Source organism: Micromonospora sp. S4605 (assembly GCF_003176715.1).
In the GTDB taxonomy this organism is placed as follows: domain Bacteria; phylum Actinomycetota; class Actinomycetes; order Mycobacteriales; family Micromonosporaceae; genus Micromonospora; species Micromonospora echinaurantiaca.
On the sequence record NZ_QGSW01000258.1, the window covers coordinates 25479 to 47750 of the forward strand.

The following is a 22272-nucleotide window of genomic DNA, read 5'->3' on the forward strand; positions in this document are numbered from 1 at the left end:
TCGGTCCGGTCGGGTGCGCAGACTGTGCCGCGTGAGTCCAGTGAGCCGTGGTCGACGCCGCAACGGAAAGAAGCGATCAGTACGCGGCGGTGCGCCGCTCGTCGTGGTGGGCGCGCCGGAGGAGTGCGACTGCCCGAACTGCGCCGGAGCGCAGCCTACGCCGGAGCAGATCGGCGACCTGCTCCCGCAGTCGGTCGACATCGACGCCATGCAGGATCCGATGGAGGTGGAGATCGCCGCCTCGATGCTGCTGGCGATCGGGGCCGCCCTCGGCGACGACTTCGACCGGGCGTTGCAGGACCTGTTCGTTCCGACGTTCGAGGCGCAGGCCACCCCGGCGGCGCGGGCAATGCTGGCGGGAATCGCCTCGGTCGCGGACGGCGAGGTCCGCCGGGCTGGGGCGGAGGCGGCCCGGCGGCTGGCCGATGCCGGCGTCGACGCACCACCCTGGCTCGCCGAACTGGACGCCCCGGTCACGGTCGAGGAGTGCATCCGCTTCGCCGATCCGGCGGGCGAGACGTTCCTGCTGGCCGGCGGGTTCCAGCGGGCCGGTCGGTGCCACGTTGTCGCCGTCACACTGGACGACTGCGACTGTGGTGCCGCCGGTCAGATCCTGTTGATCGACGCGGACCGGTGGGGCGAGGCGCGCGAGGCGCTCATGTCGGACCTGCACGCCGGTGGTGTCGACGTGACGGAGGAGAAGCTCCGACCGGCGGACTTCCGCCGTGCGGTGGAGGACGCCCTGAACGCCCGCGCCGACCACGACCGCTCCGACCCGGAGGCGTTGGACGAACTCGTCGACGAAGACGGCCCCGGCTACCGCGTGCTTGCCCCGCTGCTCCGCAGCCGGATCCGGACGCTTCCCGTGGCCCGGCGCAGGAGGGGTCATTATCTGCAGGACGGCGAACTGGACGTCGCCTCGATCTCCGCGCTGCTTGACCTCCTGGCCTCGGGGCGGCGGGGCGGTGCCGTACCAGCCCAGCGTCGCCCCACCAACCTGCCCGCGAAGCGCAAGAAGTCCGACGGCCCGGCGCCGATATACCAGATCAAGGTGAGCCTGCGGGGCGCCCGCCCACCGATCTGGCGGCGTATCGAGGTGCCCGCCGACGTCACCCTCGCCCGGCTGCACGAGCTGATCCAGGTCGCCTTCGGCTGGAACGACAGCCACCTGCACGTCTTCGAGACGCCGTACGGCAGTTTCGGCCGTCCCGACGCCGACCTCGGCCACCGCGCCGCATCGCGGGTCACGCTGGAGCAGGTCGCCCGCGCCGTCGGGGACAAGCTGCGTTACACGTACGACTTCGGCGACAACTGGGAACACGACATCCTCGTGGAGAAGGCACTCGACCGGGACGCGTCCGTGACGTACCCGCGTTGTGTCGGCGGGCGCCGTGCCGCGCCGCCGGAGGACTGCGGCGGGGTGTGGGGGTACGCCGAACTGGTCGAGATCCTCGCTGACCCCACCCATCCCGAGCACCAGGACCGGCTGGACTGGCTGGACTTGGACGGTCCGACCGGCTTCGACCCGGCCCGTTTCGACGCGAAGGCGGTGACCGCGGCCCTGCAACGACCGCGGTAGTGCCGGTCTGCGGGCGCCGCTTCCCGTCCCGCCGTCGCATCGTTGACAGCTCAGCGACTCGACACGCCGACGACAAGCCAGCGGAGCTGCCAGCGATCAAGGCCGCTGTGGCAGATGAACACGCGGCTCACGCCGCGCCTGTGCCACCGGTCAGGTCGGGAAGTCCACCAGTCTTGAGCCAGTCCGCGAACTCGTGTCGCCTTTCCCGGTGATCGTCAACGTCGAGGGCCGTTCGAGACACGGCTGCGTGTCCCTCGGCGAACAGGGACAACAGGGCGGCCTGCTCGGACGACAGGCGCAGGGGCGCGTTCGGGTTGGTCCCGGGGAAGATCTGAGCCGCCTCGAGGTCACCCCGGCGCATGCTGGTCGCGATGCCGATCTTGACGCCCCGGCCGGTCAAGGTCTCCATCAGAATACGGGTGTCGAAGAGGTACGCCGCCGAGATCTGCCACCGATGGTGTTGCACGCCCACAGGCCGCGGCGGGCCGCTGAACACCAGGTAGAAGTCGCAGGGATGTGGGCTGATGTCGATGCCGGTGAACGCGTCGCCGTAGGTCTTGACGTTCACGGTGCGACCGGCGAGCGGACCGGATCGGAAGATGCCGTCGTAGCCGGCCTGGATCGCCGTACGGGCCAGCTCGATGTCGAACACCTGAGCGGCGATGAACTCGCCGATGTCACCCGGCCGAGCTGATCGCCCGGTGAGCGCCGCGATCCGGGCATCCAGGTCGTCGCGAGCCTGCAGCAGTGCCGCCAACTGGTGCAAATTCTCGGTCACGGGGCTGATTCTCTGCGTTGCGTACTGGCTTGACCAGTGAAGCATCGACAACTTTTCGTCATGACGACCTCCGCGCGGCAGCGTGTCGCGGCCTTCTGAGACGCCCACATCGAATCCTGGCTCAAGGGCGAGGACCCGATGCCGCCGCCACTGCCGGAGTGGTTCGCCTCGCTTGCCGGCGTCGGCCCCGGACAGGTCACCCGGGACGGCTTCCCGGAGCCCTACCAGGGCGACCTGCTCGGCTGCTCTCGAAAGCCTCGCTGAGGCGATTCCCTGCGGCAAGGAGGCGAACCACCGTGGCACCCAGCCAGGCCGCCCCCAGCGCCTCACCCGAGTGCGTGAGCGCGGCGACCTCCACCGGGTTGCAGGACGGGTACAGGCCGACCGGCAGAGTCCGCGTGAGGGCGTGCGCCCCGGTGCTCGTGCCGCCGGGTTTGTCGATGGTGCCCATCGTCTGCCGCTGCAACGCCGCCACCGAGGTGGCCGCCACTGGTGGCCCGCAGGGTTCCGCTGACCGGTACGTTGCCGGCCGTCGCGCCGATCGCGTCACCGAGCATCAGCCCGAGTACGCAGCCCGCGCCCTTGCGAGCTGCTCCGCCGTCGCCTTGGTCATTCCGCGAAGCATAGGGGTGGGTTACGCGGGGCAGCCTCGGGTCGGGGGTGCTGGGCGCGGGGCGGAGGCCGGCGAGTTGGACGTAGATCTCGCGTTTGGCGGTCGCCTCGCCACGGCGGTTGAGGACGTAGCCGGTCAGCCAGATCCAGCCGGGGTAGGTCGGCTGGTCGGAGACAGCGACGACGCGGAAGGTCAGGGCGCGGTCCCCGGCGAACTGCACCGAGGCGCGGCCGTCGACGATCAGCAGGTCGCCGGGGGAGGGGCGCGCGGTCACCAGTGACCGGAGTTGTGGTGGTACTCCTGCGGCGGCCGGCACTCCCGCGCGTGCATGGTCTGCCAGTCGCGCAGCGCCCGCTTGATCCGGTCGTTCTCCTGGCTGAGCAGCCGTACCGCCTCGTTGAGGGCGGCCAGCTCGTCGGCCACCCGGGCCTGGAACTCGCGTACCTCATCGGGGTCGAAGCCGCGCCGGCGCGCGGCGAACTCGCGGGTCCGCACCTCGTGCGGCGTCATCCGGCCCGGGTAACCGGCCGGGTAGGGCTGGCCACCTCGATACACCTGAGCCACGGCGATCCTTTCCTGAGCAGGCGGGAGCGCGGAAGGTCCCTGCGGTGGGTCTGGAAGGGCGGGCCGTCCGCGCGGGGGCCGCGGACGACCCGCCCGCTCCGCCGCCGCAGCTCAAGTCAGCGGTACGACAGCAGAGCAGTCCGGTGGGTCGGGACGGGCACCCACACCCGCCCCGACCAGGGGGATGAGCCGAACTCGTTGCCACGCGAGGAGCGGCTCGGGGACAAACATAACTAGGGAACACAGGGAAGTCAAAGAGCGTTGTTTAGACATTCGAGTTGTGATCGAATTCGGGTTGCCACGCGAGGAGTGACATGCCCGAATCAGCCGAATATTTGCGCATTGCCGACGACGTAATGGCCGACGTCAGGTCGGGGAAGCTGAAGCCCGGTGACCGGTTGCCGTCGATCACTGAGACGCGCGCCGACTACGGCGTCAGCTACGGGACCGTGCAGTTGGCCTACGTCCGCCTCGAAGCGCTGCGGGTGATCCGCCGACAGCAGGGCAAGGGCGTCTTCGTCACCGACCCGAAAACCTGGATGCGCGAACCCTGACCGAAGTTCCTGAGACTCAAATGCTCCGCAGCGCCAGTTAGGTGTGCGATTATCGCACCATGGCGGAAGACCTGAACTGGCAGCTTGTCGGTGAGCAGGTGCGACAGGCTCGCCTGTCGGTGGGCATGTCGCAGCAGGAACTCGCCAGCGTGGTGGGTCTCGAACGCACGATGCTGGCGAAGGTCGAGGCTGGCAACCGGCGCTTGGACGGCCTGGAACTCGCCCGGGTGGCACGGGCGCTGCGGGTGTCGATGGAGTACCTGATCGAGCCGCGGCCGGCCGTGCTCTCCCGGCGGGCCGCACCGTTGACCGAGGAGACGGACACAGCGGCGGCCCGATCGTCCGAGCGTCTGGAAATCGCGCTGACCGAGTGGCTACGGAACGTGCAGCAGCTCATGGCTCTCGGCCTGCTGCAGACCCGTCCGCTCCTGCGGTATCCGCAGCTGGCCACGTCCGAGGATGACGCCCGGCGCGCGGCATCCTGGGTACGGCAACAGACGGGGCTCGGCGACGGGCCGATCGGCAGCATGATGGACGTCTGTGAAGGGGCCGGCCAGTGGGTGCTGGTCACCGACCTGCCCGGCGACGGAGCGTCACTCGTCGACGGAGACATCGCCGTCGCAGTGGTAAGCACCATGGGTGACCCCGGTCGCCGCAGGGCAACCGCCGCCCACGAGCTGGGCCACCTCATCATCGGCGACGAGTATTCGAGCGACCTCGGCGTCAGTAGCTCCCGAGCCGATCGGGAAGCTGTGATCGACGCCTTCGCCGCCGAGCTGCTGCTGCCCGTGCAGGCAGTTGTCGCCGGGTGCGGGGCTGGTCCAGTGACCCGGGACCGGCTGGTGGAGTTCGCCGCGCGGTACCGGACCTCCTGGCTGTTGGCATTGCGTCAGGCCGAGCGGGCCGGCGTGATCGACGGTGCGACCCGACGATCCTGGAGTGAGCCACGGCCCACCCGGGCGGAATTCATGGAGGCGTTGGGGTGGACTCCACAGCCTGACCTTGACTCGGTGCGGGTGCCGCCGACGTACGCGCATGCCGTGATGGAGGCCTGGCGGGCAAACCGGATCACCCGGTCCCGGGCGCTGGAGCTGATGCACGGCCAGATTGTCGATGCGGACCTGCCGGTGAACGACGACCTGGAGATGGAGCCGTGAGCCTGTCGGGTCCGCCGGTGCCGCTCCTGGTCCTGGACACGATGGTGCTCAGCCACTTCACCCTCGCCGACCGGTTGGACGTCCTCCAGGATCTGCTGATCGACGCGGACTGCTGGACGACGCAGGTCGTCATCGAGGAACTGCGGGCGGGCGCCGGGTTCCCCAAGTACGCCCGGAAGTGCCACCTGCTGTAACCACAACCTGTCGCTTTTCACCCACTCGGGTAACACCGTCCCTTCGGCAGTACGACTAGAGTCGTCGCGTGATCGACCGGAAGCTGCTCCTGTCCGACCTGCAGAAGCAGGTCAAGAACCTGGAAGTGGACCTGCGGGAGCAGGCCGAGTCGGTCGAGGAGGTGCGCCTCCGCCTGCGTGGCGAGTACGACCACGCCTTCAAGGTCGGGCGCACCGCCGCCACCTGGGCGGCCTGGCGGGACGAGCGAGTGACGCAGGTCGCCGTCGCCTGGGTGCTCGGCACCGTTTTCGTACGCTTCTGCGAGGACAACGGGCTGCTACCCGACCCCTACCTGGCTGGGCCGGGGGACCGGCTGGTGCTGGCCGAGGAAGCCGAGGCGCAGTTCTTCCGGGACCAGCCCGACAAGACTCTCCGCGACTGGCTGCACCAGGGCTTCGACGCCATCGCTAGCACCCAGGCCGGCAAGTCGCTGTTCGACAAGCGGCACAACCCGCTCTACCAGATCCCGCTGTCGCATGACGCGGCCAAGGATCTGATCGGCTTCTGGCGCCGACGCGGCGAGACCGGCGGCCTGGTCCACGACTTCGCTGATTCGGAGTGGGACACCCGTTTCCTCGGCGACCTCTACCAGGACCTCTCAGAGGCGGCCCGCAAGACCTACGCGCTGCTGCAGACGCCGGAGTTCGTCGAGGAGTTCATCCTCGACCTGACCCTGACCCCGGCGATCGAAGAGTTCGGCCACGACGTGGTCAGAATGATCGACCCGACCTGCGGTTCGGGCCACTTTGTCCTCGGTGCCTTCCAGCGCCTGCTCAAGGAGTGGGAGCAGCACGCCCCCAACCGAGACCCACACGAGCGAGTACGCCTTGCCCTCGACGCCGTCCACGGCGTCGACATCAATCCCTTCGCCGTAGCCATCGCCCGCTTCCGCCTGTTGGTCGCCGCCCTCCGCGCCAGCGGCGTCAAGACCCTCGCCGACTCGGCCGGCTACGTCTTCCCGATGCACCTCGCCGTCGGCGACTCCCTGATCAAGCGGCGGCAAGCCATGCTCTTCGGCGAGGATCCGATGACGGAGTTCGCCTACGCGACCGAGGACGTGCAGGAGCACCCGGGCATCCTCAGCCCTGGCAGCTACCACATCGTCGTGGGCAACCCGCCCTACATCACCGTCAAGGACAAGGGCCTCAACGAGGCCTACCGCGAGATGTACGACGCCTGCTCCGGCAAGTACGCCCTCTCGGTGCCGTTCGCCCAGCGCTTCTTCCAGTTCGCCAAGCCCGGCGACGGAGACGGTAAGGGCGCCGGTTACGTCGGGCAGATCACCGCCAACTCGTTCATGAAGCGCGAATTCGGCAAGAAGATGATCGAGAAGCTGTTCGCCGTGGACGTCAACCTGACCCACGTCATCGACACCTCCGGTGCCTACATCCCCGGCCACGGCACCCCGACCGTCATCCTCGTCGGTCGCAACACCAACCGGAATCGGGCCGGCACGATCCGCACCGTTATGGGCATCCGGGGTGAACCGGGCGCGCCGGCTGAACCAGGGCCGTTGCGTTCTCGCTCGGCAAGCCAGTGAGCTGGGATGATGCTGGGTGATTGGCCTATGTGGAGGCGGTTGAAGCGGGTGAAGCCCTCAAGGTGATCATGGAGTTTCTCTAGGACTGCACGACACCGAGGACTCCACCCGCAGATGTCATCATCCCTGATCTCCGTACTGACTGTGACAACCCCCAGCGGTGAGACGCCATCACCGCCGATCACCGAGAGTGAACGTCGTGGGCTCCTGGACGCTGTGAGCGTGATCCCGGACCCGCGTGATCCGCACGGAGTGCGGTATCCATTGGCCGCGTTGCTGACCGTCGCGGTCTGCGCGGTCCTGGCCGGCGCCACGTCGTTCGCCGCGATCGCGGACTGGCTGTACGACCTGGACGAGGCGGACCAGCAGCGGCTCGGGTTCACCCGGGGCGTGCCGGCCGGCACCACGGTGTGGCGTCTGCTGATCCGCCTGGACGCCACTGTGATCAGCAAGGTTCTGGCCGGCTGGCTGCGCACCCGGACGCAACCGGTGACCGCTCGGCCGCGCCGCTACCGGACGGTGATCGCCGTGGACGGCAAGACCCTGCGTGGCGCACGCCTGCCTGACGGCCGGCAGACGCATCTGCTGTCGGCGCTGGACACCAGTACCGGCATCGTCTTGGCCCAGGTCACCGTCGACACGAAGAGCAACGAGATTCCCGCCTTCACCCCACTGCTCGACGCCGTTCAGGCCGTGCTCGGCAGTCTGACCGATGTCCTGTTCGTCGCCGACGCGCTGCACACCCAGACCGGCCACGCCGAGCAGATCACCGGCCGTGGAGCACATCTGCTACTGCAGGCCAAGGGCAACCAGCCCACCCTGTTCGCCCAGCTCAAAGCTGTTCCCTGGGCGCAGATCCCGGTCGGTGACCGCACCCGCGACCGCGGTCACGGGCGCAAAGAGACCCGCACCATCAAAGCCGTCACCCTGCACACCCCGGGCGGGATCGCGTTCTCGCACGCCCAGCAAGCCGTCCGGATCACCCGTACCCGAACCACCGGCGGCAAGACCAGCCGCGAGACCGCCTACCTGATCACATCCCTGCCCGCCGCCGACGCCCAACCCGCCGACCTGCAGAAATGGGCAAGAGCGGAATGGCTCATCGAAAACCAGGTCCACAACGTGCGAGATGTGACTTTCCGTGAAGATCTGCACCAGGCCCGCACCGGCACCGGACCCGCCATCATGGCCACCCTGCGTAACACCGCAATCGGCTGGCACCGCATCCACGGCGAACCCAACATCGCCCGCGCCACCCGACGCGCCGACCGTCGCTCACACGACCTCATAACCGCCGTGACCAGCACTTACCCCAGAACGCAATAGCCCTGCCGGCTGAACCGAGCCGAGGCCTCGTCTGGCAGGCAATCACCAACCAAGTCGATCGCCCTGGATCGGAGAGCGATTGGGTCACTTCCGCTGATACGCCACGTGGACAGCTTGCGACATACCCGTGGAGTCTGAGCGGCGGCGGTGCGTCTGACGTTATGGCGGCACTATCAGGCGGAGGTAGTCAGGTACTCGGCAGGAACATCGACGGGCTCATTGGGTTCGCTAGTTTTCCGGGTGCAGACGAGCCGTATTTCCTGCCCAGCCACTGGCACCGGCGAGCCAAGACGGTAGGGAGGATGGCCCGACCGCTGGCGACCGGAGAGTTCATTCGTGACTGGGCTATGGTGTCGGAGGCTATGGCGCTAGCTCCTTACGGGGACTCTGGCGATGTTATCGGGCTCGATATCGACTCCAAGTGGGGGCAGCACCTGTGGTCGATGCGGCAGATTCTCCGCCCAGATCCCCATGACGCTTTCGGCAGTTCCAAGGGAGACTCGTGGTGGGCATGGTATCGGTGGATTAAGGATCGATACGCGGCGCTTCATTTGCTGTCCTTTGCCTCTGTTGCAACGCACGGTCACTTTTTCCTAAATCGGGGCGGAAATGTTTTCAATCGGCATGCGCCCGTAATAAAGCTGCCCGAGGGGGCGTCGGAGGACGATCACCTGCGGCTGCTCGGGGTGCTGAACAGTTCGACCGCATGCTTCTGGCTCAAGCAGGTCAGCTACCCAAAGGGCGGGGACCCGCTGGGGGACGAGGGCGCACGGGTCAGTGCTGAGGGCTGGTCGGACAGGTATGAGTTCACAGGTACCAAGCTGCAGGAGTTTCCGCTGCCTTCGGCGTACCCCCTGGAACTGAGCAGAGAGGTTGACGGCCTGGCGCAGCGGCTCGCCACGGTGACCCCGGCGGCGGTCGCGGCGTCTGGCGTACCTACCCGCGAGCGGCTCTACGCCGCCGAGCGGGAGTGGTACTCGAGCCGGGCGCGGATGATTGCGTTGCAGGAGGAGTTGGACTGGCAGGTCTACGCGCTCTACGGGTTGCTGGACGACGAGTTGACCGCCCCGGCCGGCTCGGTGCCGGAGTTGAGGCTGGGGGAGCGGGCGTTCGAGATCGTGCTCGCCCGCAAGATGCGCGACGAGGGTCTGGAGACGCAGTGGTTCGCGCGGCACGGGTCGACACCGATCACCGAGCTGCCAACGCACTGGTCGGACGAGTACCGGACCGTCGTGGAGCGGCGGATCGCGGTCATCGAGGGCAACCGCAACATCGGGCTGATCGAGCGGCCGGAGTGCAAGCGGCGCTGGGCCACCGAAGGCTGGGACGCGATGCAGGCCAAGGCGCTGCGCGACTGGCTGCTGGACCGGTGCGAGGCGCGGGAGCTGTGGTACCACCACGTCGACGGGCTGGAGCAGCCGCGCCCGCTGACCACCGCCCAGCTCGCCGACGAGCTGCGCCGCGACACCGACGTGCTCACCGTCGCCGGCATCTACGCGCCCGGTCAGGATCTCGGCAAGGTGATCGCCGACCTGGTCGCCGACGAGCACGTGCCGCACCTGGCCGCGCTGCGCTACAAGGATTCCGGGCTGGCCAAGCGGGCCGACTGGGAGCACGTGTGGGACCTGCAGCGACAGGAGGACGCACTGCCCGACGAGGCGGCGAAGCGGGAGTTCCGCAAGCAGATCCCGGTGCCGCCGAAGTACACGTCGGCGGACTTCCTCAAGGGCAGCTACTGGAAGCACCGGGGCAAGCTCGACGTGCCGAAGGAGCGGTTCGTGTCGTACCCGGGTGCCAGCCGCGACGGTGACCCGTCGCTGCTGGTCGGCTGGGCCGGCTGGGACCACCGCGAGCAGGCGCAGGCCCTGGCGACCCTGATCGTCGCCCGCGAGCAGGAGGACGGCTGGGCCGCCGACCGGCTGCTGCCGCTGGTCGCGGGGCTGCGCGAGATCCTGCCCTGGGTACGCCAGTGGCACGGCGAGTTCGATCCGCTCTGGGGCGCCTCGCCGGCGGACATCTACGCCGGCTTCCTCGCCGAAACCACCAACCGCCTCCACCTCACCGACGAGGCGCTGACGTCCTGGCGCCCGCCAAGGGCGACTCGCGGCCGGAAGGCGAAAGGATAGGCGGTCGTCACTGCCGATCCCGTGCCCGATATCGGCCGGCAGCGGTCGTCCGTGGACAACGGTAGAGCTTAGTCGTGTGGTAGTACATCGTGCATGGTCGCCACCCCGCCCACGCCGCCCAGTCCGCTGACACCGCAGCAGCGGTCCGCATTCATCGAGATCTGCGCTGACGCTAAGGCAGGCTTTGAGGATGCGCTGGACTTGGTGCTGATCCACAACGAGCGGGACGTCCGTGGCAACCAGCCGCGACGTAAGCTGAACCCCCTGACCGTGTTGTTGGCTGTCGCGGCGTGGGAACGCTTCGTTGTCGATGTCGGCGCGCTGAGTCGAGGCCAGTGGAGCGAACCCGGCCGGCACAAGAAGGAGAACCGGGACGCCTACCTCGACGCTGCGCTCAAGGTGTTGGGACCAGCCAGCGGGGAGGCGCTTCCAGGTGCCTGGCGTATCCGGGCGTTCAGCAGGTGGAGGGGCAAGTGCCCCGAGGGAGCCGTGACCCTCGACTGTTCCGATCCGGAGCAGATGGCGGAACTCCAGCGGGACGTCCACGCCTGGATCAACCTCCGGAACAAGGTGGCGCACCGATGCATGGCCCAGGACCTCATCTCAGGGCCCTACTACCGATCCGACGCGGAGACGCACACGATCCAGGCAGGAGAGGCGCGCGCCGCGCTCGCCGAGATGCTTCAGTTGGTGGACCAGTCGATCCTGGCGATCGTCGCCGCCAGTGGCTTCCCGAAGCCGGACCGCTTCCGCCTTCCTGCTGCCTGGTTCCAAGAAGAACCTCCTGCCGGGTTGCGCGGAGTCGAGGAACCGGGAGCGCTCTGGGGAGGTTACTCGCTACTGAGGTAGCCTCCATCGCGTTGTCGCGCTCGCCATCTCGGGCCAATGGGCTCCCTTGCGACACAGACGAGATTTGGCAGGTCAACCGGCGCCTGACGACGACCGCCTACAGTGGATCGGTGACGAACTCCGAGCGGACGAATTGGTGGAACACTCTTTCCGGTCTGCTGACCGGCATCGCCGCGATCATCACGGCAATCGGAGCGCTCATCGGGGCGTTGCATCTCATCGGCGTATTTGACGGTCAGAGGCCCGTGGAGCCGCCAGCGGCAGCGACGGGCCTACCGACGCCAGCCAATGCGGAAGCCGCTGGCTCCGTTCTGGCCGACGCCTCCGCGATCCCGACGACCGGCTTGGCGCCCAACACGTCTGCCCTTTCGGGGTCGATGCGCCAAGGCCTGCTCACGATGGCAGACACAAAGAGCGCCGACCTGGAAAGTGGCGTGGTCGGCCCCGCCCTTGCGGGGCAAGACTTCCTCGTCGTCGGCGGTGGCTCACACTTCAGCCTGATCAGTTCGTTCATGGGTGCGTACATGAGCCCGGTCGAAAGCCAACCCGGGAAGGATGTGTGTACCGGGGCGCTCGATAGGAACCGGATCGCCGAAATCGAGATCGACATTGAGTCGGTGGGTAAGTGGTGGTGTGTGCGGACCGGAGAAGGCCATACCGGTGCCATCCAGGTGAAAAGCGTCTCTCTCGACCCACCGCGGCAACTGGTTCTCGCGTATGTGTTGTGGCGGTGAGCCGGTGAGCAACTGACGGGTAGGCGACATTATCGACCGTTCGTGCCGCAGTCCGGGTCATGACGGCCTGTTCGGTGATCGGTACGGTATGCAGCATGTCTTCGCCCACCGCCGCGCCGCTGCTTCGGGACTTCATCGAGATCCCGGAGCGCACGAGCACGAGCGACTTCGTGCTCAAGCTCGCCGACAGTGTCGCCGACGCCGACGCCACCCTCCGCGACTACGTCGTCACGGACCGGTTGCTCGGCAACTTCGACGAGGCGCTCGGGCTGATCCGCTCCGCGGTCGAGGGCCACGCCTCCAAGGCCGCCTACCTGCACGGCTCGTTCGGTTCGGGTAAGTCGCACTTCATGGCCGTGCTGCACGCCCTGCTGCGGGGCGAGTCCGCCGCGCGGGGGCGGGACGAGTTCGCGCCGCTGGTCGCCAAGCACAGCGTCTGGCTGGACGGGCGCAAGTTCCTGCTGGTGCCGTACCACCTGCTCGACGCCCGCTCGCTGGAGCAGCGGGTGCTCGGCGGCTACGTCGACCGGGTCCGCGCCCTGCACCCCGACGCGCCGATCCCGGCCGTGCACCGCACCGACGCGCTGCTGGACCAGGCCGCCTCGCTGCGCGAGAAGATCGGCGACAAGCAGTTCATCGACGGCCTGCCGGGCGGGGACGTCGAGGACGAGTGGGGCGAGAGCGAAACCTTCTGGACGACCGAGCGGCTCGACCAGGCGTTCGCCGGCGCGTACTCCGACGAGCTGCGCCGCAAGCTGGTCAACGACCTGCTGACCAGCTGGAACAAGGGCTTCTTCAGCAACGCCCGGGAGGACGCCGAAGCCTTCGTCTCCCTCGACCGGGGCCTGACCGAGATCAGCCGGCACGCCAAGGAACTCGGCTACCACGGCCTGATCCTCTTCCTCGACGAACTGATCCTCTGGCTGGCCAACTCCATCGGCGACCAGCAGTTCGTGTCCCGCGAGATCCAGAAGATCACCAACTTCGTCGAGGGCGGCGACACCCGCCGGCCGATCCCGGTGATCAGCTTCATCGCTCGGCAGCGCGACCTGCGCGAACTGGTCGGGGAAGAGGTCACCGGCGCCAACGAGCTGAGCTACCAGGACACCCTCAACCTGGCCAGCGGCCGGTTCGACGTCATCAAGCTGGAGGACCGCAACCTCCCGGAGATCGCCCGCCGCCGGCTGCTCAAACCCCGCGACACCACGGCCGCCGAGGCGATCGCCCGGGCCTTCGACGCCACCACGAAGGTACGCCGGGAAGTCTTCGACACCCTGCTCGGCACCGACGCCGGCAGCGGCGCCGACATCGACGCCTTCCGGTCGACGTACCCGTTCAGCCCGGCGTTCCTCTCGACGCTGGTGCACGTCTCCAGCGCGCTGCAGCGCTCCCGGACGGCGCTGAAGCTGATGCGGCAGCTGCTGGTCGACCGCCGCGACACCCTGCGCCTCGGCCAGCTCGTGCCGCTCGGCGACCTCTACGACGTGATCAGCAGCGGCGGCGACCAACCCTTCACCGAGAAGCTCAAGGCCGAGTTCGAGATGGCCCAGAAGCTCTACGACCTGAAGCTGCGCCCCCATCTCCTCGGCCAGTCCGGCCTCACCGAGGACGACCTGGACGCTGCCCGCCGCGGCGATCCGCTGCCCGCCGAAACGGCCGGGCGGATCCGGGCCTTCACCGGCGACGACCGGCTCATCAAGACCCTGCTGCTCGCCGCCCTGGCGCCCAGCGTGCCGGCCCTGCGGAACCTCACCGCGCGGCGGCTGTCGGCGCTCAACCACGGCAGCATCACCAGCCCGATCCCCGGCGGGGAGGTCGCCCAGGTCGCGCGCAAGCTCGCCGACTGGGCCGGGCAGTTCGCCGAGATCCGCATCGGCGAGGGCGACGACCCGGTGGTGTCGCTGGAGCTGGTCGGCGTGGATGTCGACAGCGTCCTCGCCACGGCCAAGCACTACGACAACGAGGGCGCCCGCAAGCACATGGTCCAGCGGCTGCTCTGGCAGCAGCTCGGCGTGCCGTGGAGTGACTCGTTCTTCGCCGAGGCCGGCCTGAACTGGCGGGGGAGTCGCCGAACCATCGAGCTGGTCTACGGCAACGTCCGCGACGCCAACGACATCCGCGACGACGCGTTCCACCCGAACGACCCGGCCGGCTGGCGGCTCATCATCGACTACCCGTTCGACGACGGCAGCCACGGGCCGGCCGACGACCGGCAGCGCGTGCAGGACCTGATCAGCCGTACGACGTCGCGGGCCGTCTGCTGGATCCCGGCCGCGCTGACCGTGGAGCGCCTCACCGAGCTGGGCAAGCTCGTCATCATCGACAAGCTGCTCGAGGGACAGCGCTTCGACACCCACGCGGAGCACCTCAACCCCGACGACCGGCGGCGCGCGCACGCGGCGCTGACCAACCAGCGCAGCGCGCTGCTGGCAAAGATGCAGGCCGTCCTGCGCCAGGCGTACGGGCTCGCCGCCAAGCAGGCGACCGACGTGGTGCTCGGCTTCGACGACCACCTGCAGTCGCTCACCCGGGCGCTGGAGCCGAAGCTGCCCATGGGCGCCGCGTTCAACGACGCCCTGCGCACCCTCGGCGACCAGATGCTCAGCCAGCAGTATCCGGCGCACCCGGACTTCGACCCCGACCGCAAGGGCGACCCGGTCCGTCTGCAGGACGTACGGGTCGTCCTCGATCACGTCCGCCGGGCCGTCGAATCGCCCGAGGGACGCGTCGAGGTAGAGCGCAGTCACCGGCAGACCCTGCGGCGGATCGCCAACCCGCTCGGCCTCGGCACCATGCACGAGGCGGCCTTCGTCATCGGCGGGGAGTGGGTGCAGCACTTCCAGCACAAGGCGGCGGCCGAGGGCATCACGGGCGAGCTGCGGGTGGCCGATCTGCTGCGGTGGATCGACGACCCGAAACCGCGCGGGCTCGACCCGGTCGTGGCGCAGCTGGTCGTGGCGACCTTCGCCGAGCAGACCGACCGGGCCTTCTACCTCCACGGCAGCCAGGTCATCCCGGCCCCCGAACTGGGGAAGGTCAGCGCGGACCACACGCTGCGCGAGGAGCGGCTGCCCAGTGAAGCGGACTGGGACACCGCCCGCGCCCGGGCGGTCGCCATCTTCGGCTTCCAGCCGCTCGCCTTGCGCCGCGGGCGCCTCGTGGCGATGTTCGGCCGGGAGCTGATGAACCAGGCGGACCGCCGCCGGCAGCCCGCCGCCGATCTGCTTGCCCGGCTCGAGCAGCACGCGGCATGGCTGCGGCTGGAGCAGGAGTCGGGGCGGCTCGCCACCGCACGCGCGGCCGCCGAACTGCTGGCCGGGCTGGTCGACGCGTCCTCGGCCAAGGAGGCAGTCGAGCGACTCGCCCGCGCGGAACTCGCCGGGCCCGCCGACCGGACCGGCAAGAGCATCAGCAGTGCGGCGCAGGTGTCGGCGGCCCTCGCGTCCGCCCCCTGGGACACCTTCGAGATCGTCGCCGGACTCCCGGAGCCCTACTCGGCCGAGGCGGCGGCGCTCCTCGCCGAGCTGCGGCGGGTCGCCCAGGCCGACGAGTTGACCGCTCCGCTCGCCCCGGCCCTGCGCCGCGCCCAGACCGACGCGACCGACCTGATCCGACGTGCCACGAAGGTCGTGCCGCCTCCACCCCCGCCCTTGTTGCCCCAGAAGCCGCCAGAGCCAAGGCCTGCCGGAGAGCACCTCGTCCCGGCCAGTGCCATTGACGACGCCGTGACCGAGTTGCAAAGGTTCGCGGCTGACCACCCCAACGCCACGATCGAGGTGAGCTGGAGAATCGTGCCGTGACTCAGGCAGCCGCGCCGTCCCAGGCGCTGCGGATCAGTCCGGTGGCGTTGCGGCAGAAGGTGGCGCAGCAGCTCGACCGGCACCGCAACGGTGACGCGTACCCGGTGATCATCGTGCGGGCCGAGCCGGCGTGGCCCCACGATCCGGCGATGCCGCTGCCGGGCGGACGTCAGGCCCGGGTGGTGCCGTGTGTGTCGCCGCTGGCCATCTGGGACAACCTCGTCGCCGACCGCGGCGACGAGGTGTTGGTCCTGCTCACCGACATCCCCGAGTCCAAGCTCGGGCACGGCGTGCGTAGCCGGGCGTTCCGGCAGCGGGTGATCACGGTCGAGCCCTGGGACCTGGTCGTCGAGGCGTTCGGCGCGCAGGTGCCGGACAGCGCCCTGGAACGGGAGTCCTGGGCCGGCGAAGCCCTGCTCGACGCGATGCCGCCCGCCGGTTGGCCGAAGCTCACCAGCACGGTCCTCACCCGCGACGTCGCACTACGACACCTTGCCGCCGTACGGCTGGGTCTGGAGCGCCGCGGCGAGAGCGCCGACGACCTGGACGTGGCGGCCCTGCTGCGGTGGAGCGCCGAGCCCGGTGCGATCGAGGCGTTCGGCCTGCTCCGCGAGGCCGAACGCGAGGGCCTGGCCGGCTGGCTGACCGAGCAGTTCGGCCGGCCCGCGCGGGCGCTCTTCGCGCTGGTCGAGGCCGGGCACGGCACCGACGCGCTCCCGCTCGGCCTGGTCTGCGACGCGCTCTGGAGCAGCGACACCCCCGATGCGGTACGCGCCCAGGGCCGCATCGACCAGTACTTCGGAGACCTCCACGACGACGCGACCGTACGCGGTTTCGCCGTGGCCGCCGTGCAGGTGGTGGCCGGGATGTTGGCAGCGCGGGATCGGGAGACGCGACTGCAGGCCAACGGTGTCCTGGACCGGGCTGAGGAACTGCTCGTCCAGTTCAACGCCAGGGGCAGCGCCAGCCACAGCGCCATCCTGCGGATCGGCTTCGCCCACCGGGTCGAGGAGGCGGCTCGCGCGCTCCTCGGCGGGCTGGGTAACGCCACCGACCCAGCCCTCGACGCTGCGGTCGAAGCTCTCGCGGCCCACCGTCTCGCCGACGCGGAGTCCGAACGGATCCGCCGGATCCGGATGGCGCAGCGGCTCGTCCGATGGCTGGACACGGAGGTCGAACCTCCGGCCAGCGTCGCCGACGGGGTGGACCGGCAGATTGCCGAGTGGGGGTGGGTGGACCTCGCGCTCAACCACGTCTGGGCCGGCGAGGACGTCCACCCCGAGCTGCAGCGGGCCTTCCGGGACATCCACGACCGGGTGCAGCGACGCCGTCGTGACCTTGACGCCGCCTTCGCCAGTCGTCTGGCAGCCTGGTCCGCCGCCGGCCCCGGCAACGACGGTCCTCTGCTCGCCGTCGAGAACCTGCTGCCCAAGGTCATCGACCCACTGATCCGCAAGGAGCAGTCGGTCCTGCTCGTCGTCCTCGACGGCATGAGCGCCGCCGTCGCCGTGGAGCTGGCCGATCAGCTTTCCCAGCACTGGGTCGAGTACGACCCGCTGGCCGGCTCCGACCGAGGGCGGCGCCGCGGGATGGCCGCCGCCCTACCGACCCTGACCGCCATTTCCCGGACCTCGCTCTTCGCCGGTGCGCTGCGCAGCGGCACCCAGGCCAACGAGAAGCGGATGTTCGAGGAGGGTCGCTGGGGCAAGGGGGCGCGGATCTTCCACAAGGGGCCGGCCCGGGGCGGGGCTGGTGAGGTGATCGCCGGGGACCTCGTAGCCGCCATGGCCGACCGGTCGCACCTGGTCGCCGTGGTTATCAACACCGTCGACGACTCGCTGGCCCACGGCCGGGAGGGTGACGAGCCGGGCTGGCAGCTCGACGATATCGGCTTCCTGCGTAGCCTCCTCGACCTCGCCCGCTCCTCTGGGCGGGCGGTGATCATCACGAGCGACCACGGGCACGTGCTGGAACGCGGCGGCGAACACGTGAGAGCCGGCGACGCCGCGTCCGCCCGACACCGTACGGGACCAGGCCCTGCCGGCCAGGGCGAGGTGGAGTTGAGCGGGCCGCGCGTGGTCGCCCCCGACAACCGGATCATCGCGCTCTGGGACCCGATGCTGCGCTACCGGCCGAGCAAGGCCGGCTACCACGGCGGCGCCTCGCTGGCAGAGGTGACCATCCCGCTGCTGGCCTTCCTGTTGCCGAACGTGGCCGACGTGCCGGCCGGTTGGGTGCCCGTGGAGGGAGGTCAACCGGACTGGTGGGAGGCGACGCCGGCGGCTCCTGTCGTCACGCCTGCGCCGGCTGCGGCGGCAGTCGCGCCCAAGCAGCGGCGGAAGCCGCCAGTTCAGACCGGGGAGGCGCTCTTCGACGTGCCGGAGCCGGCGCCGGTAGCGGCCGTCACGCCAGCGGCGGGCGAGCTAGACCTGGTAGATGCGCTGCTCGCCACCGAACTCTTCGAGGCGCAGCACGCGCTCACTCCGCGTCGGGTGGACCGCGGGAAGATCGAGGCGGCGATGCGGGCGCTGGTGGACGCGAAGGGCCTGCTGCCGGTGGCGGTGCTCGCCCAACGTGCCAGCGAGGCGCCGGTACGCGCCACGGGGTTCGTCAACACGCTGCAGCGCATCTTCAACGTCGACAACTATCCCGTCCTGTCGCTGATCGACGACAACCGGACGGTCCGGCTGGACCTGGCGCTGTTGCGAGAGCAGTTCGGGCTGCCCGGGGCGACAGCGTGACCACCGTCAGCCCGGCTCGCCGGCGGGAGGTCATCGACGCGCTGCGCAGGGGAGCGGTGCCCTCGGCCGGGCTCGACCTCTTCGCGGTCGGGCTGGACCGGTTCGTCACCGCCATCAGCGCGGACCTGGACACGGTCTCCGCCGGTGGATCCGTCTTCAAGGCGGTGCGGGGCGAGTACGGCTCCGGCAAGACGTTCTTCACCCGGTGGATCGCCGAGCGCGCCAAGCGGGCCAACCTCGCCACCGCCGAGGTGCAGATCTCGGAGAACGAGACACCGCTGCACAAGCTGGAGACGGTCTACCGCCGGCTCACCGAGCGGCTCACCACCTCGACGTTCCCGCCCAGCGCACTGCGCGCGATCGTCGACGGCTGGTTCTATGCCCTCGAGGAGGACGTCCTCGCGGCCGGAGACATCGCGCCCGACGACGCCGCTGCCCTGGACCGGGCTGTCGGCGTGTTGCTCGACCAGCGGCTCGCCACGGTCAGCCGCAGCGCCCCGGCCTTCGCGGCGGCGCTGCGCGGATACCGGGCCGCCAGCCTCGCCGGCGACGCGGCCACCGCTGATGCCGTCCTCGCCTGGCTCGGCGGGCAACCCCACGTGGCCGCCGCCGCCCGCCGGGTGGCTGGCGTCCGGGGCGACCTCGACCATTTCGCGGCGCTCAGTTTCCTGCAGGGCCTGCTGGCGGTGCTGCGCGACAGCGGGCACCCCGGCCTGCTGCTGGTGCTCGACGAGGTGGAGACCTTGCAACGCGTCCGGTCCGACGCCCGGGACAAGGCACTCAACGCGCTGCGGCAGCTCATCGACGAGGTGCACTCGGGACGGTTCCCCGGCCTCTACCTGATCATCACCGGCACCCCGGCCTTCTATGACGGCCCGCAGGGGGTGCAGCGGCTCGCCCCGTTGGCGCAGCGGCTCGCGGTGGACTTCACCACCGATGCCCGGTTCGACAACCCGCGTGCGGTGCAGATCCGGCTACCGGGATTCACCGTCGAGTCGCTGATCGAACTCGGCGGCCGGGTCCGCGACCTGTACGCGGACGGGTCCTCGGCGCCGGCAAGGGTTGCCGCCCTGGTTGACGACGCCTACCTGGACCAGCTGGCCCGGGCGGTGGCCGGCGGGTTGGGCGGCAAGGTCGGGGTGGCGCCACGGCTCTTCCTCAAGAAGCTGGTCGGGGAGGTGCTCGACCGGGTCGACCAGTTCCCCGAGTTCGATCCCCGGCAGCACTACGCCCTCACCCTGAGCGCCGCCGAAATGACCGACGTCGAGCGCAACGCGAGCAGCGCCGACGACATCGCGCTCGAGCTGTAGGGGCGGCCATGACGAGCGGTGCGGATCTGCTGCACCCGGTGGTGCTGCACCACGTGGTGAACTCATTGCAGTGGCCGGCTCTACGGCCTCTGCAGGACGCCGCCGTGCGGCCACTGCTGGACGGCGAGGACGCCCTGCTCCTCGCGCCCACCGCCGGCGGCAAGACCGAGGCGGCGATGTTCCCGCTGCTGTCCCGGATGGCGCAGGAGAACTGGACAGGTACCTCCATCCTCTACCTCTGCCCGCTCAAGGCGCTGCTCAACAATCTCCTGCCGCGCCTCGAGACGTACACCGGCTGGCTGGGTCGGCGGGCGGCGCTGTGGCACGGCGACGTGACGATGGGCCGGCGTCGGACCATCCTGCGCGAGCGCCCCGACGTCCTGCTCACCACGCCGGAGTCCCTAGAATCGATGCTGGTCAGCGCCGCCGTCGACCACGACGAGTTCCTCGGACACGTGCGAGCGGTGATCGTGGACGAGGTGCACGCGTTCGCCGGCGACGACCGGGGCTGGCACCTGCTGGCCGTACTGGAACGGCTCGGACGGGTGACCGGTCGGCCGGTGCAGCGGGTCGGCCTGTCCGCGACCGTCGGAAACCCGGACGAGCTGCTGGGCTGGTTGCAGGGCTCAGGCCGGGGCGAGCGACCGGCACGTGTTGTCGCGCCCGGCGTGCCGCCGGCCACGGCGGTACCGGCCGCCCGTCCGGCCGGGGACGTGGAACTCGACTACGTCGGGTCGGTGCACAACGCGGCCAAGGTCATCGCAGCGCTGCATCAGGGCCAAAAGCGTCTGGTCTTCTGCGACTCGCGGGCGCTGGTCGAGGACCTCGGCCAGCGGTTGCGGGCGTTGAACGTGACGACGTTCCTCTCTCACGCATCACTTTCGGTTGACGAGCGCCGCCGCGCCGAGGAGGCGTTCGCGCAGGAGCGGGACTGCGTCATCGTCGCGACCAGCACGCTCGAACTCGGCATCGACGTCGGTGACCTCGACCGGGTCATCCAGATCGACGCGCCGCGGACCGTCGCCGCATTCCTGCAGCGGATCGGCCGCACCGGCCGGCGGCCGGGAAGTAGCCGGAACTGTCTCTTCCTCGCCCTGGACGGCGACGGTCTGCTGCACGCCGCCGGACTGCTGCACCTCTGGGCGCAGGGCTGGGTCGAAGCCGTCGTCCCGCCGCCCGAGCCCCGGCACATCGTCGCCCAGCAGGTGCTGGCGCTCTGCCTGCAGCAGCACCGGGTCGGTGACCGACTCTGGCCGGAGGAGTGGAACAGGCTGGCGCCCTTCGACCAGAGCGCCGAGGTGATCGTGCGGCACCTCGTCGAGCACGGCTACCTCGACGCGGACTCGGGAATGTTGTTCATCGGCCCGGAGGCGGAGTTGCGGTTCGGCCGCCGCCACTTCATGGACATGCTCGCCGTGTTCACCGCCCCGCCGCAGTTCACCGTGCTGTCCGGTCGGACCGAGATCGGCCGGACCGACCCCGCGCTGCTGACGGCACGGGTGCAGGGTCCTCGACTGCTGCTGCTCGCCGGGCGGAGCTGGCGGGTCACCTACATCGACTGGAAACGCCGCCGCTGCTTCGTGGAGCCGGCCGAGGGAGGTGGCAAGGCTCTCTGGATGAGCGGCGGCGCACCGCAGGGCTTGTCGTACCGGATGGCTCGCGCGATGCGGGACGTGTTGCTTGGCGCCGACCCACCGGTCGCCCTCACCGGGCGGGCCCGGGCGCGGCTCGCCGACCTGCGTGAGGACGCCACGTCGCTCGTGCACCCGGGCGGCACCGTCGTTGCTCGCGACGGCGACGGCGAGGTGCGGTGGTGGACGTGGGCCGGCTACCGGGCTAACGCGACCCTGATCGCCACGCTGGGTGATCTGGCCGACCCGACGCAGCGCTACGACGACGCCTCGATCCGGCTGCGTCCGGACCTGGACCGGCAGACGCTGCGGTCCGCCACGGCGGGCGCGGCGGACCGGATCTGCCTTCCGGAGGTGTCGGAAAAGGCCCTCGCCGGGCTCAAGTTCAGTGCCGCCCTGCCGGAACGGCTTGCGGTCGCGACACTGGCCGCCCGGTTGGCTGACGTGCCGGCAGCTCGGGCGGTGCTCGCCGAGCCCACCCGAACGGCTTATCTGCCTGATTGACCGGGAGTTGCCGCGTGTGGGGCGGCTCCATTGTTTCCACGTTCACCGGCGCTGCTTGCGTCCGTCGCCAAGCCCTGAAGCTCGGCAAGGCCGTGGTGATGTCCGCGAAGAAGCCGGGAACTGAGGGGCTTTACAGCGATGTAGAGGTGGGGCATGATCGGCGACGCAACACAGTGGACAGTCGAGGTGCGATGGCTGGCCGCTGTCGGGCGGGACGTCCCCACCCTCGGCG

General features: G+C 69.6%; 17 protein-coding genes. 14 read left to right on the forward strand and 3 right to left on the reverse strand.

The features are described 5' to 3' along the window. The first annotated feature begins 31 nt into the window (after positions 1 to 31). Positions 32 to 1579 (forward strand): plasmid pRiA4b ORF-3 family protein, encoded by a 1548-nt coding sequence (locus DLJ47_RS23250; protein ID WP_199235978.1) that lies wholly within the window; start codon positions 32 to 34, stop codon positions 1577 to 1579. A gap of 127 nt (positions 1580 to 1706) precedes the next feature. Here DLJ47_RS23250 and DLJ47_RS23255 read toward each other — a convergent pair whose 3' ends face one another. Continuing rightward, on the reverse strand, positions 1707 to 2465 hold the full coding sequence (locus DLJ47_RS23255; protein WP_146228177.1) for a hypothetical protein: 759 nt from the start codon (positions 2463 to 2465) through the stop codon (positions 1707 to 1709). 30 nt (positions 2466 to 2495) lie between these two features. On the opposite strand from DLJ47_RS23255, the gene DLJ47_RS37530 reads away from it, so the two are divergent. Then, on the forward strand, positions 2496 to 2621 hold the full coding sequence (locus DLJ47_RS37530) for a hypothetical protein (RefSeq protein ID WP_255562326.1): 126 nt from the start codon (positions 2496 to 2498) through the stop codon (positions 2619 to 2621). A gap of 62 nt (positions 2622 to 2683) precedes the next feature. Here DLJ47_RS37530 and DLJ47_RS37070 read toward each other — a convergent pair whose 3' ends face one another. Beyond that, complete coding sequence (locus DLJ47_RS37070) at positions 2684 to 3244, reverse strand: hypothetical protein (protein ID WP_233257969.1); 561 nt, start codon at positions 3242 to 3244, stop codon at positions 2684 to 2686. Next, positions 3241 to 3480, reverse strand: a complete 240-nt coding sequence (locus DLJ47_RS23265) for a DivIVA domain-containing protein (RefSeq protein ID WP_109902726.1) — start codon at positions 3478 to 3480, stop codon at positions 3241 to 3243. Before DLJ47_RS23265 ends, DLJ47_RS37070 begins: the two co-directional genes overlap by 4 nt. Positions 3481 to 3848: 368 nt before the next feature. On the opposite strand from DLJ47_RS23265, the gene DLJ47_RS23270 reads away from it, so the two are divergent. From DLJ47_RS23270 to DLJ47_RS23325, 12 genes are all read left to right on the forward strand, one after another. Beyond that, positions 3849 to 4088, forward strand: a complete 240-nt coding sequence (locus tag DLJ47_RS23270) for a winged helix-turn-helix domain-containing protein (RefSeq protein ID WP_091558877.1) — start codon at positions 3849 to 3851, stop codon at positions 4086 to 4088. Between the two features lie 59 nt (positions 4089 to 4147). After that, positions 4148 to 5245 carry a helix-turn-helix domain-containing protein gene (locus DLJ47_RS23275; protein WP_109902727.1) on the forward strand — a complete coding sequence of 366 codons (1098 nt, stop codon included), beginning with the start codon at positions 4148 to 4150 and terminating at the stop codon, positions 5243 to 5245. 17 nt (positions 5246 to 5262) lie between these two features. Then, positions 5263 to 5439 (forward strand): hypothetical protein, encoded by a 177-nt coding sequence (locus DLJ47_RS35900; RefSeq protein ID WP_158289879.1) that lies wholly within the window; start codon positions 5263 to 5265, stop codon positions 5437 to 5439. 68 nt (positions 5440 to 5507) lie between these two features. Beyond that, complete coding sequence (pglX, locus tag DLJ47_RS23285; RefSeq protein ID WP_109902731.1) at positions 5508 to 7019, forward strand: BREX-2 system adenine-specific DNA-methyltransferase PglX; 1512 nt, start codon at positions 5508 to 5510, stop codon at positions 7017 to 7019. 216 nt (positions 7020 to 7235) lie between these two features. Further along, the gene (locus tag DLJ47_RS23290; protein ID WP_109902733.1) at positions 7236 to 8345 is read left to right on the forward strand and encodes an ISAs1 family transposase; all 1110 of its coding nucleotides are present in this window, start codon (positions 7236 to 7238) and stop codon (positions 8343 to 8345) included. Positions 8346 to 8347: 2 nt separating this feature from the next. After that, positions 8348 to 10471: a BREX-2 system adenine-specific DNA-methyltransferase PglX gene (gene pglX / locus DLJ47_RS23295; protein WP_255562327.1), complete on the forward strand. Its 2124-nt coding sequence runs from the start codon at positions 8348 to 8350 to the stop codon at positions 10469 to 10471. A 93-nt stretch (positions 10472 to 10564) separates the two neighbouring features. Continuing rightward, positions 10565 to 11320, forward strand: coding sequence for a hypothetical protein (locus tag DLJ47_RS23300; protein WP_109902737.1), 756 nt, complete (start codon positions 10565 to 10567; stop codon positions 11318 to 11320). A gap of 110 nt (positions 11321 to 11430) precedes the next feature. Continuing rightward, complete coding sequence (locus tag DLJ47_RS23305) at positions 11431 to 12054, forward strand: hypothetical protein (protein WP_109902739.1); 624 nt, start codon at positions 11431 to 11433, stop codon at positions 12052 to 12054. Positions 12055 to 12149: 95 nt separating this feature from the next. Further along, complete coding sequence (gene pglY / locus DLJ47_RS23310; protein WP_109902741.1) at positions 12150 to 15854, forward strand: BREX-2 system ATPase PglY; 3705 nt, start codon at positions 12150 to 12152, stop codon at positions 15852 to 15854. Continuing rightward, the gene (pglZ, locus tag DLJ47_RS23315) at positions 15851 to 18595 is read left to right on the forward strand and encodes a BREX-2 system phosphatase PglZ (protein ID WP_158289880.1); all 2745 of its coding nucleotides are present in this window, start codon (positions 15851 to 15853) and stop codon (positions 18593 to 18595) included. Before pglY ends, pglZ begins: the two co-directional genes overlap by 4 nt. Continuing rightward, positions 18592 to 19905 (forward strand): BREX system ATP-binding protein BrxD, encoded by a 1314-nt coding sequence (gene brxD / locus DLJ47_RS23320; protein ID WP_109902745.1) that lies wholly within the window; start codon positions 18592 to 18594, stop codon positions 19903 to 19905. Before pglZ ends, brxD begins: the two co-directional genes overlap by 4 nt. 8 nt (positions 19906 to 19913) lie before the next feature. Further along, a complete protein-coding gene (locus DLJ47_RS23325; RefSeq protein ID WP_109902747.1) occupies positions 19914 to 22040 on the forward strand; it encodes a DEAD/DEAH box helicase in 2127 nt (708 codons plus the stop codon). The last annotated feature ends 232 nt before the right edge of the window (positions 22041 to 22272 follow it).

Coding starts and splice junctions, on each gene's coding strand:
- DLJ47_RS37530 (WP_255562326.1), top strand. CDS start 2,496: ATGCCGCCGCCACTGCCGGAGTGGTTCGCCTCGCTTGCCGGCGTCGGC.
- DLJ47_RS23265 (WP_109902726.1), bottom strand. CDS start 3,480: ATGACGCCGCACGAGGTGCGGACCCGCGAGTTCGCCGCGCGCCGGCGC.
- DLJ47_RS23270 (WP_091558877.1), top strand. CDS start 3,849: ATGCCCGAATCAGCCGAATATTTGCGCATTGCCGACGACGTAATGGCC.
- DLJ47_RS23275 (WP_109902727.1), top strand. CDS start 4,148: ATGGCGGAAGACCTGAACTGGCAGCTTGTCGGTGAGCAGGTGCGACAG.
- DLJ47_RS23300 (WP_109902737.1), top strand. CDS start 10,565: ATGGTCGCCACCCCGCCCACGCCGCCCAGTCCGCTGACACCGCAGCAG.
- pglY (WP_109902741.1), top strand. CDS start 12,150: ATGTCTTCGCCCACCGCCGCGCCGCTGCTTCGGGACTTCATCGAGATC.
- DLJ47_RS23325 (WP_109902747.1), top strand. CDS start 19,914: ATGACGAGCGGTGCGGATCTGCTGCACCCGGTGGTGCTGCACCACGTG.